The following is a 14,978-nucleotide window of genomic DNA, read 5'->3' as shown; positions in this document are numbered from 1 at the left end:
AGTTAAGGTTGGGTCGTAATGGCCATCGGACAGCCCCAAAATACAATGAACAAAAAGCCCTCGGCTGCGCTCCACACTTATCTGGATGTTCAGCAGCACGTCACTGAGGGTAAATTCAATGGGCTCGTCTTTTTCCAGCGAACAACGCACCGCACGCGACCAACTCTGTATCAACACCATTCGCACCCTGGCCATGGACGCCGTGCAGAAGGCCAACTCTGGCCACCCAGGAACGCCAATGGCTTTGGCGCCGGTGGGCTACACCGTCTGGAATCAGTTCCTGCGCTATCACCCTGAACATCCGGACTGGCCAAATCGCGACCGTTTCGTGCTGTCGGTTGGTCATGCCTCCATGTTGCTCTACTCGTTGCTGCACTTGGCAGGCGTGGTTGAAATTGATGAGCACGGCAAACCATCAGGCAAACCAGCGATAAGCCTTGAAGACATCAAGCAGTTTCGCCAGATGGACTCCAAAACCCCCGGCCACCCGGAATACCGCATGACTACGGGCGTGGAAACCACCACTGGCCCACTCGGCCAGGGCTGCGCCAACAGTGTCGGGATGGCGATGGCTGAGCGTTGGCTGGGCGAGCGCTTCAACGCACCTGAACGCACACTGTTCGATTACAACGTGTACGTGCTGTGTGGTGACGGCGACATGATGGAGGGCGTGACCGCTGAGGCGGCCTCCATGGCCGGACACCTGAAGCTCGCCAACCTGTGCTGGATCTACGACAACAACACCATCAGCATCGAAGGCCACACTGAGCTGGCCTTCAGCGAAGACGTGCAAACCCGCTTTGAAGGCTACGGCTGGAACACTCTGCATGTGGCCGATGCCAACGACACCGAAGCGTTGGCCCGGGCCCTTGAGGTGTTCAAACGCACCGATGACGCGCCGACCTTGATCGTAGTCGACAGCGTGATCGGCTTTGGCTCGCCCAACAAACACAACACCGCAGCGGCCCACGGTGAGCCCTTGGGTGACGATGAAATCAAGCTGACCAAAAAAGCCTATGGCTGGGACGAAAACTCCAGCTTTCTGGTGCCCGACGAAGCGCGCACCTGGTTGCACGACGCCCTGATTGAGCGCAATGCCAGCAATTATGAAAGCTGGCAAGGCGCGCTCAATAAGCTGGAAGAAGAACAAGCGGATCTGGCCGATGAGCTGCAACGCATGCGCGCTGGAGAAATGCCCGAGCAGTGGCAGGACAACCTGCAAACCTTCGAGACCGACGCCAAAGGCATCGCGTCGCGCGCTTCCGGTGGCAAGGTCCTCAATGCCTTCGCGGCGAAAATCCCCTGGTTACTGGGCGGATCGGCTGACTTGTCGCCATCGACCAAAACCAACCTGACGTTCGACGGCGCCGGGAGTTTTTCGGCTGACAATTACAGCGGCCGCAACTTGCACTTCGGTATTCGCGAACACGCCATGGGCTCGATTGCCAACGGCATGGCGCTGTCTTACGTACGACCCTACACCTCGACGTTTCTGGTGTTCAGCGATTACATGAAGCCGCCGATTCGCCTGGCGTCGATCATGGAGTTGCCGGTGATCTTTGTCTTCACCCACGACTCCATCGGCGTTGGCGAAGACGGCCCGACTCACCAGCCTATCGAGCAATTGACCCAGCTTCGCGCTACGCCCGGTTTGCTCACACTGCGCCCCGGTGATGCGAATGAAACCGCACAGGCCTGGAAAATCGCCTTGGCGCAAACCAGTCGTCCGTCTTGCATTGTGCTGTCTCGCCAACCGCTGCCCACGCTGGACCGCACGCAATATGCGTCGGCAGAGGGTCTGGCCAAAGGCGCTTATGTGTTAGCCGATGCCAAAGACGGCGAACCTGAGGTGATTCTGATTGCCACCGGCAGCGAGGTTGGCATGACCGTGCAGGCGTTCGAGCAACTGAAAGCCCAAGGCGTTGCTGCTCGCGTGGTATCGATGCCGAGTTGGGAGTTGTTTGAAGATCAGGATCAGGCTTATCGCGACAGCGTCTTCCCGCCCTCGGTCACCGCTCGGGTTGCGGTGGAACAGGCAGGCCCGCTGGGTTGGGATCGCTATGTGGGCAACACGGGCACCAAGGTCACGATGAATACCTTCGGCGCCTCGGCACCCATCGACAAACTGCAGGCCAAGTTCGGCTTTACGGTGGAGAACATTGTGAAGCTGGCGAAGGAGCAGTTAGAGCAGTGATCCCTTGTGGGAGCGAATTCATTCGCGAATGCGGTATTCCAGACCTATAGATCAGGTCGGATGTACGCGCTTCTTCGCGAATAACTTCGCTCCCACACAGACTGTGTGAAAACGTAGCGAGCGACGGCAAGACAATGCAAAAACAGGCGAAAAAGCGGAGTCTAGGTGTTCTAAATGAGCATTTTTTCGCCTGTTTTTAACGCAGTATTGCCGAGCGCAGTAGTTGTCACACAGTCTGCACAGGATTTGCTACAGCAGGTCAATGGTGTCGATTAGCAACCGCTCAACGCAACCTGCGGCTTCTCGCCCGGGAAGAAGAACGGGCGGAATTTGACGCCCGCCACGTTGCCAATGTACGCAGCTACCAGCCACAACCAGCCGTGCAGGCTGCCGGATGCGATACCGCTGAAGTACGCGCCGATGTTACAGCCGTAGGCCAGACGTGAACCGTAGCCCAGCAGCAGGCCGCCGATCACTGCCGCGACGATGGAGCGCGTCGGGATTTTCAGGTTGGGTGCGAATTTTCCTGCCAAACCAGCTGCCAGTAGCGCACCGATCATGATGCCGATATCCATCACACTGGTGATGTCTTCCCACACTGGCGCGGCCAACGCCTTGGCATTGGCGGGCATCTGCCAGAAGGCCCAACTGCCTACATCGACACCCAGAGAACCCGCGACCTTCGCGCCCCACAGGGCAAACGCCGAAGTGATGCCCCAAGGGCGACCGGCCAGGGCCAGGGTTGCGTAGTTAAGCAATGCCAAACCAATCGCGCCCCACACCAGTGGCCATGGACCGTGCAGGAAGCGGCGCAGGCCGACGTGTTCACTGGTCACCGCGGCTTCCAGTTGGCCGTGACGGCGCTTTTCCAGGCGCACAGTCACGAATGCAATGGCCGCGAACACCGCCAGACTCAGCAACAGCGCAGGGATTACACCAAAGCTTTTGACGATGGATGTTGCCGGAAAAGACGGCAGCGCAAACCACCAGTCAACGTGATGAGTCGCGATCAACGAGCCAAGGATGAAGAACAGCAGCGTCACCAGCATCCGTGCGTTACCGCCGCCCGCCGTGAACAGCGTACCGGACGCACAACCACCACCCAACTGCATGCCGATGCCGAAGATAAAGGCACCGAACACAACCGACACACCTGCTGGTGCAACCAGGCCATTCACTGGCTGACCGAACAACGTGCCCGCGCCCAACGCCGGGAAGAACAGCACCACGGCGATGGCCAGCATGACCATTTGCGCCCTCAAGCCCGCACCGCGCCGCTCACGAATGAACACCCGCCATGCGGAGGTGAAGCCGAAAGCTGCGTGATAAAGCGTCAGCCCTAACGCCGCGCCGACGATGAGCAGGAGCACCTGACGCATGCCAACGCTGCTCAGCAGAAACATCGCGATGAACAACAACAGGAAAGTAGCAATGAGCGGCGCACCGGGCTTGCGAGCCGGTGCCGCAGCAAGAGAAGTACTCATGGGAGGTCTCGGTTTGAAAAGGGTAATGGCGGCGAGTATATCGCGCACAAGCTTTCGTGATCCTGCCGAACTATCGGCAAACACTTCAACCCGTGGGACCGGATTCATCCGCGAAGGCAGTATTCCTGACGATGAAAATGCTGTGAATGTACCGGCCTCTTCGCGAATAAATTCGCTCCCACGGGGGATGTGCGCTGACCTTGATCAATCCCGCCAAACCTGCGTCAGCCTCTTCAGCGCATCCACAATATCCGCCTCGGGCACGGCCGCAAATCCCAGCACCAGCCCTGCCCTGTTATCCACAGGCTCACTGGATTCGGGCAGCCAATAACCGCTCAACGGGCTGATTTCAACGTCGACACTTTTGGCTTTTTCGATCAGTTCTGTTTCCCGCTCAAGGCTGTCCACTCTCACTGCCACATGCAGCCCCGCGACAACTTTGGGCATTGCTGCGCAGCCCGTTATGTTCTCGGGCCAGTGACTGAGCAGAGTATTGCGACGGCTCAAGGCAGCGCGGCGCATACGGCGGATGTGACGCTGGAAATGGCCCGCAGCGATGAACTCGGCCATCACCACCTGAGTACTGACTTCCGAATGGCGCATGTCCACCGCACGTCGACGGCTGAAAGGTTCCACCAACCCGGCAGGCAGCACCAGATAACCAAGACGCAACCCCGGATAAGCAATCTTGCCGAAGGTGCCGACATACAAAACCCGCCCGCTTCGGTCCAGTGCCGCCAGGGGTGCCAATGGCGCGCCGCTGTAGCGGTATTCGCCATCGTAGTCGTCTTCGACAATCCAGCCTTGTGCCTTCTCGGCCCAGGCGAGCAGCTCAAGGCGGCGCGCCAGGCTCATCACCACACCCGTCGGATATTGGTGAGACGGCGTGACATAAGCCAGTTTGCAGGCCTGCCGCTGCAACTGATCGCAGCGCATGCCGTCCTCATCAACGGCAATGCCATGCAACTTTGCTCCGGCAATGGCAAAGGCATGACCGGCGGCGCGGTAGCCTGGATTCTCTATCGCGACGCCATCACCTTCCTCCAACAACAGCTGTGCACAAAGGCTGATCGCTTGCTGCGCACCACTGGTGATTACTATTTGCTCACCGGTGCACTTCAGACCACGGGAAGTGCGCAGGTAGGCAGCGACCAGCTCGCGCAGACGTGTGTCGCCAGCGGCCGGGCCGTAACCGAGCATCGCCAGATCCGGCTTACGCCAAAAAGCTGCGTAAAGCTTGCCCCAAACAGCAAACGGAAATAGGTCAAACGCCGGAACGCCCACCCGGAAAGCCCGCGGCGCGCTTGGCGAATAAGTGCCCAGATGATGCGTCTCAAGCTTCTTGATCGCCGGGTTGTGGATAACTTGATCAAGAGAATTGGGTGAAGCATTTTCCAGTTTTGTGGATAAAGCTGTGTATAAACCTGTAGATAACCCTGTGGACACTTTTGTGGATAATTTTTTGCCGGGCATCACCTGATTGGGTAATTGCGCCACGTAGGTTCCGTCTCCAACACGCCCGTCGGTGAAACCCTCGGCGTAGAGCTGATCGTAGGCGCGCATCACGCTATTGCGGGAGATGCTCAAGGATTCAGCCAGATCGCGACTGGCTGGCAGTCGCGTCCCACTGCTCAAGCGCCCGTCCAGGATACGCGCGCGCAGTGCCTGATAAAGCTGACGACTCAGACCCTGACGGCGATCCAGCTCAATGCCGGCAAGGCTGAACGGGAATGATGGCGGTTGTTCGGACATGCATTGGCCCTATCGAATTGGCTATTAATGGCTCTTACAACCAACCAATAGCCTGCCTAGGATTGAGACTTCGGCCAAGAGATATTTCCATGTACATACCGAGCGCTTTCAAAGACGAAGACCTGGGCAGCCTGCACGCGCTGATTGAGCAGACTCGACTGGCGATCCTGGTCACCCACGACGAACACGGTATGCAGGCCACCCATTTGCCGCTGCTGTTGCGCGCGAATGAAAGCTCCAATGGCACCCTGTACGGACACCTGGCCAAGGCCAACCCTCAGTGGCGCGCGTTGGAGAACGGCGCACAGGCTTTAGTGATTTTCCCCGGTGCAGACGCTTATATCAGCCCGTCGTTTTATCCAGCCAAGGCCGAGCACGGCAAAGTGGTGCCCACCTGGAATTACGTGGCCATTCACGCTTACGGCGTTGCGCAGGTTTTCAATGATCCGCAGCGACTGCTGGACGTGGTCAGTGGCCTGACCGACAAACATGAAAACGGGCGCGCCACCCCTTGGGCCGTGGCCGATGCGCCCGCCGATTACATCGACAAGATGCTCAGTGCCATTGTCGGCTTCTCGCTACCCATCGAGCGTCTGGAAGGTAAACGCAAGCTAGGTCAGAACCGCTCTGCTGCTGATTACGCAGGCGTACGTGAAGGGCTGACGGCCAGCGCAGATTCAAAAGATCAGGAACTGGCTCACCAGATGAGCTGAAAGTGTTTTGTGACGCAAATCAGGATCTGCACGCTGTTTCGTGGCAAACATAGAGCCTGTAGGAGCTGCCGAAGGCTGCGATCGCGATGTATCAGGAGAAATGCTTCGCAGCCTTCGGCAGCTCCTACAGAAAAGCACTTAGTTCAGTCAGCTATTCCGCCAGGAGACTGTCATGACCGACATTCAGATCCGCCCCGTTACCGAGAACGATCACGCCGCATGGTTACCGCTATGGCAGGCCTACCTGACGTTCTACAAAACCGAGCTATCCGACGCTGTAATTGCGAGTACCTGGGCGCGCTTTCTCGACCGGTCCGAACCGACCAATGCGGCATTGGCCTGGCAAGACGGCAAAGCGGTGGGCATGGTCCATTTCATCTACCATCGTTCGAACTGGAGCATTGCCAATGCCTGTTATCTTCAGGACCTGTTGGTAGCACCGGAACAACGTGGGACCGGTGTAGGCCGCCTGTTGATAGAGCACGTTTACACCACTGCCAAAGCCAATGGCTGCGACAAGGTGCACTGGCTGACTCACGAAACCAACGCCACCGCGATTCAGCTTTATGAACGTATCGCCGAACGCCCGGGCTACATTCAATTTCGCAAAATGATCTAGGAAAGAGTCCATGCCGAACCCTGTACCTGATTGGCAGCCCGCCAGACTTCCAGATGCCCGAACGCTGGAAGGACGCTTCATCCGCCTGGAAAAACTCAGTGTCGCGCGCCATGGCGATGGTTTGTGGGCTGCGCTGCAAGGCCCAGGCTCTGATCCGAAGTTGTGGGACTATTTGCCGTACGGTCCGTTTCTGGAGCGCAGCGATTTTGATGCCTGGCTAACCCGCCATGCAGCCGACACCGATCCCTGGTTCTACGCCATCGTCGATCAGGCCACAGGGGCCACCAACGGCTGCATAAGCTTTCTGTCCATTGTCGCCGCCCACGGCCGGATCGAGATCGGTCATGTGACCTTCGGCGCATCGATGCAACGTACGCCGAAAGGTACTGAGGCGATTTATCTATTGGCTAAAGAGTCATTCGCGCTGGGCAATCGCCGTCTGGAATGGAAATGCAACGCCAACAACGCTCGCTCGAAACGCGCCGCCGAGCGGTTTGGCTTCAGCTATGAAGGCACCTTCCGCCAGCACATGGTCGTCAAAGGCATCAATCGGGACACAGCCTGGTATTCGATCATCGACGAGGAGTGGCCTGAGTTGCAGAAGGCATTTGAGGGTTGGCTGGCAGTGGATAACTTCAAGGAGGGGCAGCAGGTAGAAGGGTTGGAGGCATTTCGAAAGCGCTAAGAATTTTTCGGCCCTACTCGCGTTGCTCGTGAACTCAGAACTGCGTCGATCCAATAACTGGACACATATCAACGCCTACGATCTCGTTTAAGCGACTAACGTTCAGTCATGCCTATCAGGCATAGAGTCACTAACCCGTAATAAACAACAAGGACGTTGTGAGAATGAATATCTACACAAAGGCATCGGTTCACAAAAACCCATGGCGCGCAGTTTCCCCGGTTCTGCATAACGGAAAGTACGGCAGCATTATTCTCGATCAGGGAGGGAGGATGAAGGCCTTAACTTCCTCCACCTTTAACGGTTACCTTTTTGATGAATCGGCTATTGGTGCTCAGTCGCTGGTTATCGTCGGTACCTCATTGGAAATTTTCGAGTTTCTTCTTTCCAATCAAAAACGAGGGATCGAGAACAGGATCAAAGAGCTGCCCGAGATCTATATGGGCATCGCAACGTATAAACCTCAGGAACGTTTCAAAGCCGTATTTCCTTTGGGCGATGCGTTGGTCAACGTTGCCAGTTACTTCGCCAGCACCATTCCGGTACCGGACTGGGTAACATTTGTTTCAAGTCCGACTAGCCTGGAAGCCATCAGAAAGTCCCTTCTCGGTCTGACCGAGGCGCAGAGAGAAAAGGGAGAAGTCCTGTATGTAAAACTGGGTTACCTGCCTGAAGACGGCATGCAGAAGATCGCGACTAAAAGCATCACCTTCAAGCAAGTGGCTGAGGCCATTCAGCAGCGCTATAAAAAACCATAAGAATCGACAGGAGCTGGATTTCTTCTGATTCCTGATGCGTGGTGAGACGCCATTAGCTGATCTGCTTATGACGCCTCACCACGCCCATCTGCAAACCGAACGGCCGGAACACGGCGTTCAACGACTTGAGCGTCGGGTTACCCTCACCCTGCTCGATCTGAATCAGCGTGCGCACCGAGATTTTGCACATTCGGGCGTACTGACTTTGATGCAGCCTCGCTCCCTCCACCCGCAGGCGCTTGACTGCTTCACCCATCTCAAGGCTTCCGTCGGCGATACCCTGCTGAACACTTTCGATCAGCAGCGCGCGGGCGTCGATGGATAAGGTCATTGCAGCCCCCAGGTCGTCAGCCGCTCGTCCAGTTTGCCCAAAGCGATGGCCGGATGGTTGAACGTCGTGTCCGGCAAACCGCTGTCACGCAACATATCCGGCAGTGATCTTAGCTGCTGGGCGTCGTGACACAAGCGCTCGAAAGCTTGCTGCGGATCAAGAATATCTGCCAGTGAATCACACGCTGCCCGCCAGTTCACTATCCCTGCCCGCTCAATGGACTTCGACCATTTTGTTGTACGCGTGATGCCTTCGGCATCCATTACCATGGGTGCAAGATCATAAATGGGCGCAAGTCGATAACCGTCTTGACTGCGAATAATTGCCGTATTGCGACCGTGATTATCCGAGTTGCCAAGGATCTGGTTGATCAAGTCACGGCGCAGGTATTCAGCCACCAGATCAGGTATTTCTTCCTCCTGCCCTGCTTGCGACCAAAGGGCGCTCAAGAGTGTGATGACTTCCAGATGATCCATGCGGCTACCTGGCAATGTCACTCCGGCCAGCGAATAGATCGATTCCACCGCCAACCGCTCTACGCCTTGCCCGGTGATACGACGATCAAAGCGTTTCATCCACAGGCTCGGTTTGGTCGCCTCCTCCAGCGCCATGTCCTCTGTCGCAACGGTATCGATACCAAGCCCTTGCAGCGCCCTGTAGTACAAGTACTCACTGCGCAGAATATCCTGATCGTTTTTCAGGGCCTGGTTTCGGGCGAGCTTGATGAACCAGTGCCCCCGAGCCTGTTCATCAGCCAGCACCGCATCGGGATACAGCAAGCCGTCGACGCCCTGCGTCATCAACAACTTCGGCGCTTCGCCGCCCGCGCCGGTAGCACCACCAATGGCAGCGCCCTGTTCATAGGCATACTCAAGAAAATGCTGGTCACGGGTGATGACATCCCCACGCGTAAAGCCCATGGCCTCGCCCTCTTCCAGAACCGCTACTGACTCCTTGATCCGCAAGTTGCCAATAGGAGCGGGCGTGCTACGCCCAAGCAGGTACAAGTCATCGCTCAAGCCTTCCGGCTTTTGTCGACCTAGCTGGGCGATGAGGAAGCGCTTGGCCGCGCCAGAAGGAGCAATGTCGTGCAGGAAAGCCGGGGCTTCGGGCAATGAAAAGGTTTCAAAATCCACCGGCAGGCGGGCGCTCACACCTTGGGCGAAAGAATTCGGATAAGCGTCCAGAACATATTCCGCCTTGTAGGCGAAACGGCATGGGCCGAGAAACCCTTTGGAGGGGTCGTCGAACGAAAGGGTCATTGCATCCTTCCAGATGCCACCGCCATAGATCTGGAGAGTGAGGTTATACATGGGCCACCTGCAATTTATTGCACCTGAAAGCCGTATAAACGGACTGCATCTGCACTATAGTGCATTTTTGCTGTGCTGTTCGGGTTTAAAAATGCAATGTAATGCAGTTATGAGTGTAGAGATAAAAAAAGGAGCCACGAAGGCCCCCCGAGGAAATCTTGAAACTCAAGGCCTGCCAACACAGCCCAGTGGGAGCGAATTCATTCGCGAAGAGGCCGGTAAACCTTAAACATATGCAGCGTTTTCACCGCAGCATTCGCGGATAAATCCGCTCCCACATGAGCCCACCACAGTACGGGACCGTGTCTGATCAACCCTCAATCTCAACCAGTATCTCGCCCGGATTGACCCGATCCCCCTTGGCCACGTGAATGGCGACCACCTTGCCGGCGATTGACGCCTGGACTTCGGTTTCCATCTTCATGGCTTCGGTAATCAAGACCGCCTGACCGGCTTTGACCATGTCGCCTTCCTTGACCAGCACATCGACGATGTTGCCGGGCATGGCAGTGCTGACGTGGCCCGGCCCTGTGGCCTGGGCGCGCTTGCTGGCACCGCCGCTGACGAACTGATTGAGCGGCTCGAACACCACTTCTTCCGGCATGCCATCGATGGACAGGTAGAAATGGCGCTTGCCTTCAGCCTTCACACCCACGCCAGTGATATCCACGCGATAACTTTCGCCGTGCACGTCGATGACGAACTCGGTCGGTACGCCCTCCCCACTCGCACTGCTCACGCCACCCGCTTCCGGAATAGGCAACAACTCTTCGGGCTTGAGCGCGCCAGCAGCGCGATCTTCGAGGAACTTGCGGCCAATGTCAGGAAACATGGCATAGGTCAGGACGTCTTCTTCGGATTTAGCCAAAGCACCGATTTCGCCGCGCAGCCTGGTCATTTCCGGCTTAAGCAAGTCAGCAGGTCGCACGTCGATCAGGTCTTCGTTACCGATCGCCTGACGACGCAGTTTTTCATCCACTTGACCCGGCGCCTTGCCGTAGCCGCCTTGCAGGTAGAGCTTCACTTCATTGGTGATGGTCTTGTAACGCTCACCGGCCAGAACGTTGAAGAACGCTTGGGTACCGACGATTTGCGAAGTCGGCGTGACCAGTGGTGGATAACCCAAGTCTTTACGTACCCGCGGAATCTCGGCCAGCACTTCGCCCATACGATTCAGCGCACCCTGCTCTTTTAGCTGGTTGGCAAGGTTGGAAATCATTCCGCCCGGCACCTGATTGACCTGGACCCGCGTATCGACAGCCGTGAATTCGCTTTCGAACTGGTGATACTTCTTACGGACTGCATAGAAATACAGACCGATTTCCTGCAGCAGTTCCAGGTTCAAGCCTGTATCAAATTCGCTGCCTTTGAGCGCGGCCACCATGGACTCAGTGCCAGGGTGGCCTGTGCCCCAGGCGAAGCTGGAGATGGCGGTGTCGATATGGTCCGCGCCGTTTTCGATGGCCTTGAGTTGGCACATGGCAGCCAGACCCGCCGTGTCGTGGGAATGGATGAACACCGGCAGCGACTGCTCGGCTTTGAGTGCCTTGACCAGTTCGCCCGTGGCGTAAGGCGTCAGCAAACCGGCCATGTCTTTGATTGCCACTGAGTCGCAACCCATGGATTCCATCTGTTTGGCCTGACCGACGAAGGCCTCGATGGTGTGCACCGGACTCGTCGTGTAAGCGATGGTGCCCTGAGCATGTTTGCCAGCGGCTTTCACCGCCTCGATGGCGACGCGCAGGTTACGCACGTCGTTCATGGCGTCGAAGATACGGAACACATCAATGCCATTGACCGCGGCCTTGGCGACGAAAGCTTTGACCACGTCGTCGCTGTAGTGGCGATAACCCAACAGGTTCTGGCCTCGCAGCAACATTTGTAGACGTGTATTGGGCAATGCGGCCCGCAGTTGGCGCAAGCGTTCCCACGGATCTTCTTTCAGAAAGCGCACGCAGGCATCAAAGGTCGCGCCGCCCCAGCACTCCAGCGACCAGTAGCCAACCTTGTCGAGCTTGTCGCAGATCGGCAGCATGTCCTCGGTGCGCATGCGCGTTGCGAGCAGAGATTGGTGGGCGTCACGCAGGATGGTGTCGGTTACGAAGATTTTCTTAGACATTTGGATCTCCTCATAGCGACAAGCTGCAAGCTACAAGCGGCAAGTAAGAGCAGATCTGCTTTTGCTTGAAGCCTGCGGCTTGGAGCTTGCCGCTGCTTATTCATAAGCCTGCGTGAGCGGCGATGGCGGCAGCGATAGCCAGGGCCAGCTCTTCGGGTTTGCGCTTGATCGAGTAGTTAGTCAGTTCAGGGTGGCTTTCAACGAAACTGGTATTGAACTGGCCGCTACGGAATTCAGGGTTACGCAGGATTTCCTGGTAATACGCCGCTGTGGTTTTAACCCCTTGCAGACGCATGTCATCCAGAGCGCGCAATCCGCGGTCCATCGCCTCTTCCCAGGTCAACGCCCAGACAATCAACTTCAGGCACATGGAGTCGTAATACGGCGGAATGGTATAGCCGGTATAAATCGCCGTATCGGTGCGTACACCGGGGCCGCCGGGCGCGTAATAGCGGGTAATCTTGCCGAAGCTCGGCAGGAAGTTGTTCTTCGGGTCTTCGGCATTGATCCGGAATTGCAGGGCAAAGCCACGGTGAATGATGTCTTCCTGCTTGACCGAGAGCGGCAGGCCCGACGCGATCCGAATCTGTTCGCGGACGATGTCGATGCCGGTGATTTCCTCGGTGATGGTGTGCTCCACCTGCACGCGAGTGTTCATCTCCATGAAGTACACCTCGCCCTCAGCGAGCAGGAACTCCACAGTCCCGGCATTTTCGTAGCCAACGGCCTTAGCGGCACGCACCGACAGATCGCCGATGTAGGCGCGCTGCTCGGGCGTCAGTTGCGGGCTGGGAGCGATCTCGATCAGTTTCTGGTTGCGGCGCTGAATCGAGCAATCGCGCTCGAACAGGTGCACGACATTGCCGAAACTGTCGCCGAGAATCTGCGCTTCGATGTGCTTGGGATTGACGATGCATTTTTCGAGAAAGACTTCCGCCGAGCCAAATGCTTTGGTCGCTTCGGAAATCACTCGCGGGAAGGCTTGCTCCAGTTCCTCGCGGCTGTTGCAGCGACGGATACCGCGCCCACCACCACCCGAGGTCGCCTTGAGCATCACTGGATACCCGATGCGGTCCCCTTCAACCAGCGCCTCGGTAATATCCGCCACGTTGCCTTCGGTGCCGGGCGTAACAGGTACGCCTGCCTTGATCATGCTGCGGCGTGCTTCGGTCTTGTCACCCATGCGACGGATGACTTCCGCGGACGGACCAATGAACTTGATCCCACGTTCAGCGCAGATGTCAGCCAGTTCGGCATTTTCTGATAGAAAGCCATAGCCGGGATGCAACGCATCGCAGCCGGTTTCCACCGCCAGGTTAACCAGCTTGCGCGGGTTCAAATAACCCGCGAGCGGTTCGGCACCAATGCTGTGGGCTTCGTCAGCACGCTTCACATGCAACGCGTGACGGTCGGCGTCGGAAAAGATTGCCACCGAGCGAATGCCCATCTCGGCGCAAGCGCGCACGATCCGGACAGCGATCTCTCCACGGTTGGCGATCAGGATTTTTGTTATCACGAGTATTCCCTCGACCGTTGAACCGGTTTTTATAGCTGAACCGGTTTTGTAACGGGGCATGTGGTTGATTGCCGCAGGGACACCCTAAGGCCGATCAGGGATTAACAAAAATGAGTAAAAATTGGGTTGTGTATAAGTAAAGACTTATAGTTGAAGATTCAGCGAACAAGCGGGGTCGTTAAAAATGCGTAAGTCATTGATGCGTATGACATTGCGTCAATTACGAATTTTCAACGAAGTGTGTGATCTGCGTTCATACAGCAGAGCAGCGGAGGAAATGTCGCTTACTCAACCGGCTGTCAGCCTGCAGATTCGCCAGCTGGAAGAGCTCGTAGGCCAACCGCTGTTTGAATACGTCGGCAAAAAGCTCTACCTGACCGAGGCCGCAGAAGCGCTGCAATCGGCCAGTCGCGATATCTTCGGGCGACTGGAAAGCCTGGATATGCAGCTCACCGATATGCAGGGCTCGCTACAAGGGCAATTGAAGCTGGCCGTCGAATCGAGCTGTAAATACTTCATCCCGCACTTGTTTGCCGCCTTCAAGCGTAAATACCCGGAGGTGGTCCTCAACCTGACAGTGGTCAATCGCGCTCAAGTGATCAGAAGGCTGTCGGATAACCGCGATGATCTGGTCGTGATGTCCATGGTGCCGCAAGACATGGGCCTGGAATTCCTGCCGTTTCTCAATAATCCGATTGTAGCCGTCGCTCCGCCGGATCATCCGCTATGCGACGGACGTACCTTAGCGCTCAAGGATCTGGAGCCCTATACCTTACTGATTAGGGAAAATGGTTCGGGGACTCGCAAGGCCTGCGAAGAGTATTTCAAGGACAAGCGCGTGCACTTCACCACGACCGTAGAGATGTCGGCTCACGAAGCGCAACGGGAAAGCGTGCTGGCCGGGCTGGGCATCGCGATGCTGACCCGACACGCGGTCAGCCTGGAACTCGCCACCGGCATGCTGAAAGAGTTACCGGTGGCAGAGTTGCCGCTTTATCGCAGTTGGTGCGTGGTGCAGGCCAGGGATCGACGCCTGTCGCCCGTGGCGCACGCCTTCCTGGCGTTCATCCGCACCGAACGTGCGCAGATCAGCCAGCTGATGGAGCGTTTCGACGGGCGTCTTCCAAAGGTTTAGCCGCCTGCCAGAAGCGCTCTGAAACGCTCTCTTCAAAGTCGCACAGCTCTTGATTGAGCCGACGCGCTTCGGAATAGCTTTCTATTGCCCGACGGAACCCCATACGTCGCTGATCTTCCTGCTGACGGCGGGTTTTGACGGTGCTGCTCTGTTGCGAGTCATCGTAGTGCCGAGGCATATCCTGTCTCCCAGTGCGTTGCGGGAGTACAGAATGCCCGGAGGGCGTGACGATCTGACGGCGAATGCGTGACAGGATGGTTAAGGTCAACACGTGTCACATCGGAAACAAGACGCAACAACCGATATATTTATGTAGTGCAACCCATCAACACGACCTTGAGATAGTAGCCCTGCAGGAC

At 56.9% G+C, this 14,978-nt stretch carries 13 protein-coding genes; 6 read left to right on the top strand and 7 right to left on the bottom strand.

All coding sequences use genetic code 11. The features are described from left to right. The first annotated feature begins 118 nt into the window (after positions 1-118). Positions 119-2,194, top strand: a complete 2,076-nt coding sequence (tkt, locus tag KDX30_RS02930; protein WP_231674920.1) for a transketolase — start codon at positions 119-121, stop codon at positions 2,192-2,194. A 272-nt stretch (positions 2,195-2,466) separates the two neighbouring features. Here the strand turns inward: tkt and KDX30_RS02925 are convergent, their stop codons facing one another. Together KDX30_RS02925 and pdxR are read right to left on the bottom strand one after the other, a co-directional pair. Beyond that, complete coding sequence (locus KDX30_RS02925; RefSeq protein ID WP_231674919.1) at positions 2,467-3,678, bottom strand: YeeE/YedE family protein; 1,212 nt, start codon at positions 3,676-3,678, stop codon at positions 2,467-2,469. 204 nt (positions 3,679-3,882) lie between these two features. Then, positions 3,883-5,430 carry a MocR-like pyridoxine biosynthesis transcription factor PdxR gene (gene pdxR / locus KDX30_RS02920; protein ID WP_231674918.1) on the bottom strand — a complete coding sequence of 516 codons (1,548 nt, stop codon included), beginning with the start codon at positions 5,428-5,430 and terminating at the stop codon, positions 3,883-3,885. An 89-nt stretch (positions 5,431-5,519) separates the two neighbouring features. On the opposite strand from pdxR, the gene KDX30_RS02915 reads away from it, so the two are divergent. From KDX30_RS02915 to KDX30_RS02900, 4 genes are all read left to right on the top strand, one after another. After that, complete coding sequence (locus KDX30_RS02915) at positions 5,520-6,143, top strand: FMN-binding negative transcriptional regulator (protein WP_231674917.1); 624 nt, start codon at positions 5,520-5,522, stop codon at positions 6,141-6,143. 172 nt (positions 6,144-6,315) lie between these two features. Next, positions 6,316-6,762, top strand: a complete 447-nt coding sequence (locus tag KDX30_RS02910; protein WP_231674916.1) for a GNAT family N-acetyltransferase — start codon at positions 6,316-6,318, stop codon at positions 6,760-6,762. A gap of 10 nt (positions 6,763-6,772) precedes the next feature. After that, positions 6,773-7,447, top strand: coding sequence for a GNAT family N-acetyltransferase (locus tag KDX30_RS02905; RefSeq protein WP_231674915.1), 675 nt, complete (start codon positions 6,773-6,775; stop codon positions 7,445-7,447). 164 nt (positions 7,448-7,611) lie between these two features. Continuing rightward, positions 7,612-8,205 (top strand): hypothetical protein, encoded by a 594-nt coding sequence (locus KDX30_RS02900; RefSeq protein ID WP_231674914.1) that lies wholly within the window; start codon positions 7,612-7,614, stop codon positions 8,203-8,205. 52 nt (positions 8,206-8,257) lie between these two features. Here the strand turns inward: KDX30_RS02900 and KDX30_RS02895 are convergent, their stop codons facing one another. From KDX30_RS02895 to KDX30_RS02880, 4 genes are all read right to left on the bottom strand, one after another. Beyond that, positions 8,258-8,536: a helix-turn-helix transcriptional regulator gene (locus tag KDX30_RS02895; protein ID WP_027902364.1), complete on the bottom strand. Its 279-nt coding sequence runs from the start codon at positions 8,534-8,536 to the stop codon at positions 8,258-8,260. Then, positions 8,533-9,849, bottom strand: a complete 1,317-nt coding sequence (locus KDX30_RS02890; protein WP_231674913.1) for a type II toxin-antitoxin system HipA family toxin — start codon at positions 9,847-9,849, stop codon at positions 8,533-8,535. The genes KDX30_RS02895 and KDX30_RS02890 overlap by 4 nt, the downstream gene beginning before the upstream one ends. 310 nt (positions 9,850-10,159) lie before the next feature. Next, a complete protein-coding gene (oadA, locus tag KDX30_RS02885) occupies positions 10,160-11,968 on the bottom strand; it encodes a sodium-extruding oxaloacetate decarboxylase subunit alpha (RefSeq protein WP_231674912.1) in 1,809 nt (602 codons plus the stop codon). Positions 11,969-12,068: 100 nt separating this feature from the next. Continuing rightward, entirely contained in the window at positions 12,069-13,484 is a 1,416-nt protein-coding gene (locus KDX30_RS02880; protein WP_027902361.1) for an acetyl-CoA carboxylase biotin carboxylase subunit, read from the bottom strand. A 184-nt stretch (positions 13,485-13,668) separates the two neighbouring features. Here KDX30_RS02880 and KDX30_RS02875 point away from each other — a divergent pair, with 184 nt between their 5' ends. Then, positions 13,669-14,619: a LysR family transcriptional regulator gene (locus KDX30_RS02875; RefSeq protein ID WP_122398232.1), complete on the top strand. Its 951-nt coding sequence runs from the start codon at positions 13,669-13,671 to the stop codon at positions 14,617-14,619. Here the strand turns inward: KDX30_RS02875 and KDX30_RS02870 are convergent. Further along, positions 14,573-14,797, bottom strand: a complete 225-nt coding sequence (locus KDX30_RS02870) for a PA3496 family putative envelope integrity protein (RefSeq protein WP_080238321.1) — start codon at positions 14,795-14,797, stop codon at positions 14,573-14,575. The two genes, KDX30_RS02875 and KDX30_RS02870, sit on opposite strands and share 47 nt — an antisense overlap. Positions 14,798-14,978 lie beyond the last annotated feature (181 nt).

This window comes from Pseudomonas quasicaspiana (assembly GCF_021147825.1).
In the GTDB taxonomy this organism is placed as follows: domain Bacteria; phylum Pseudomonadota; class Gammaproteobacteria; order Pseudomonadales; family Pseudomonadaceae; genus Aquipseudomonas; species Aquipseudomonas quasicaspiana.
The sequence above is the reverse complement of the archived record's forward strand: the minus strand, read 5'-3'. Positions and strand labels throughout refer to the sequence as shown.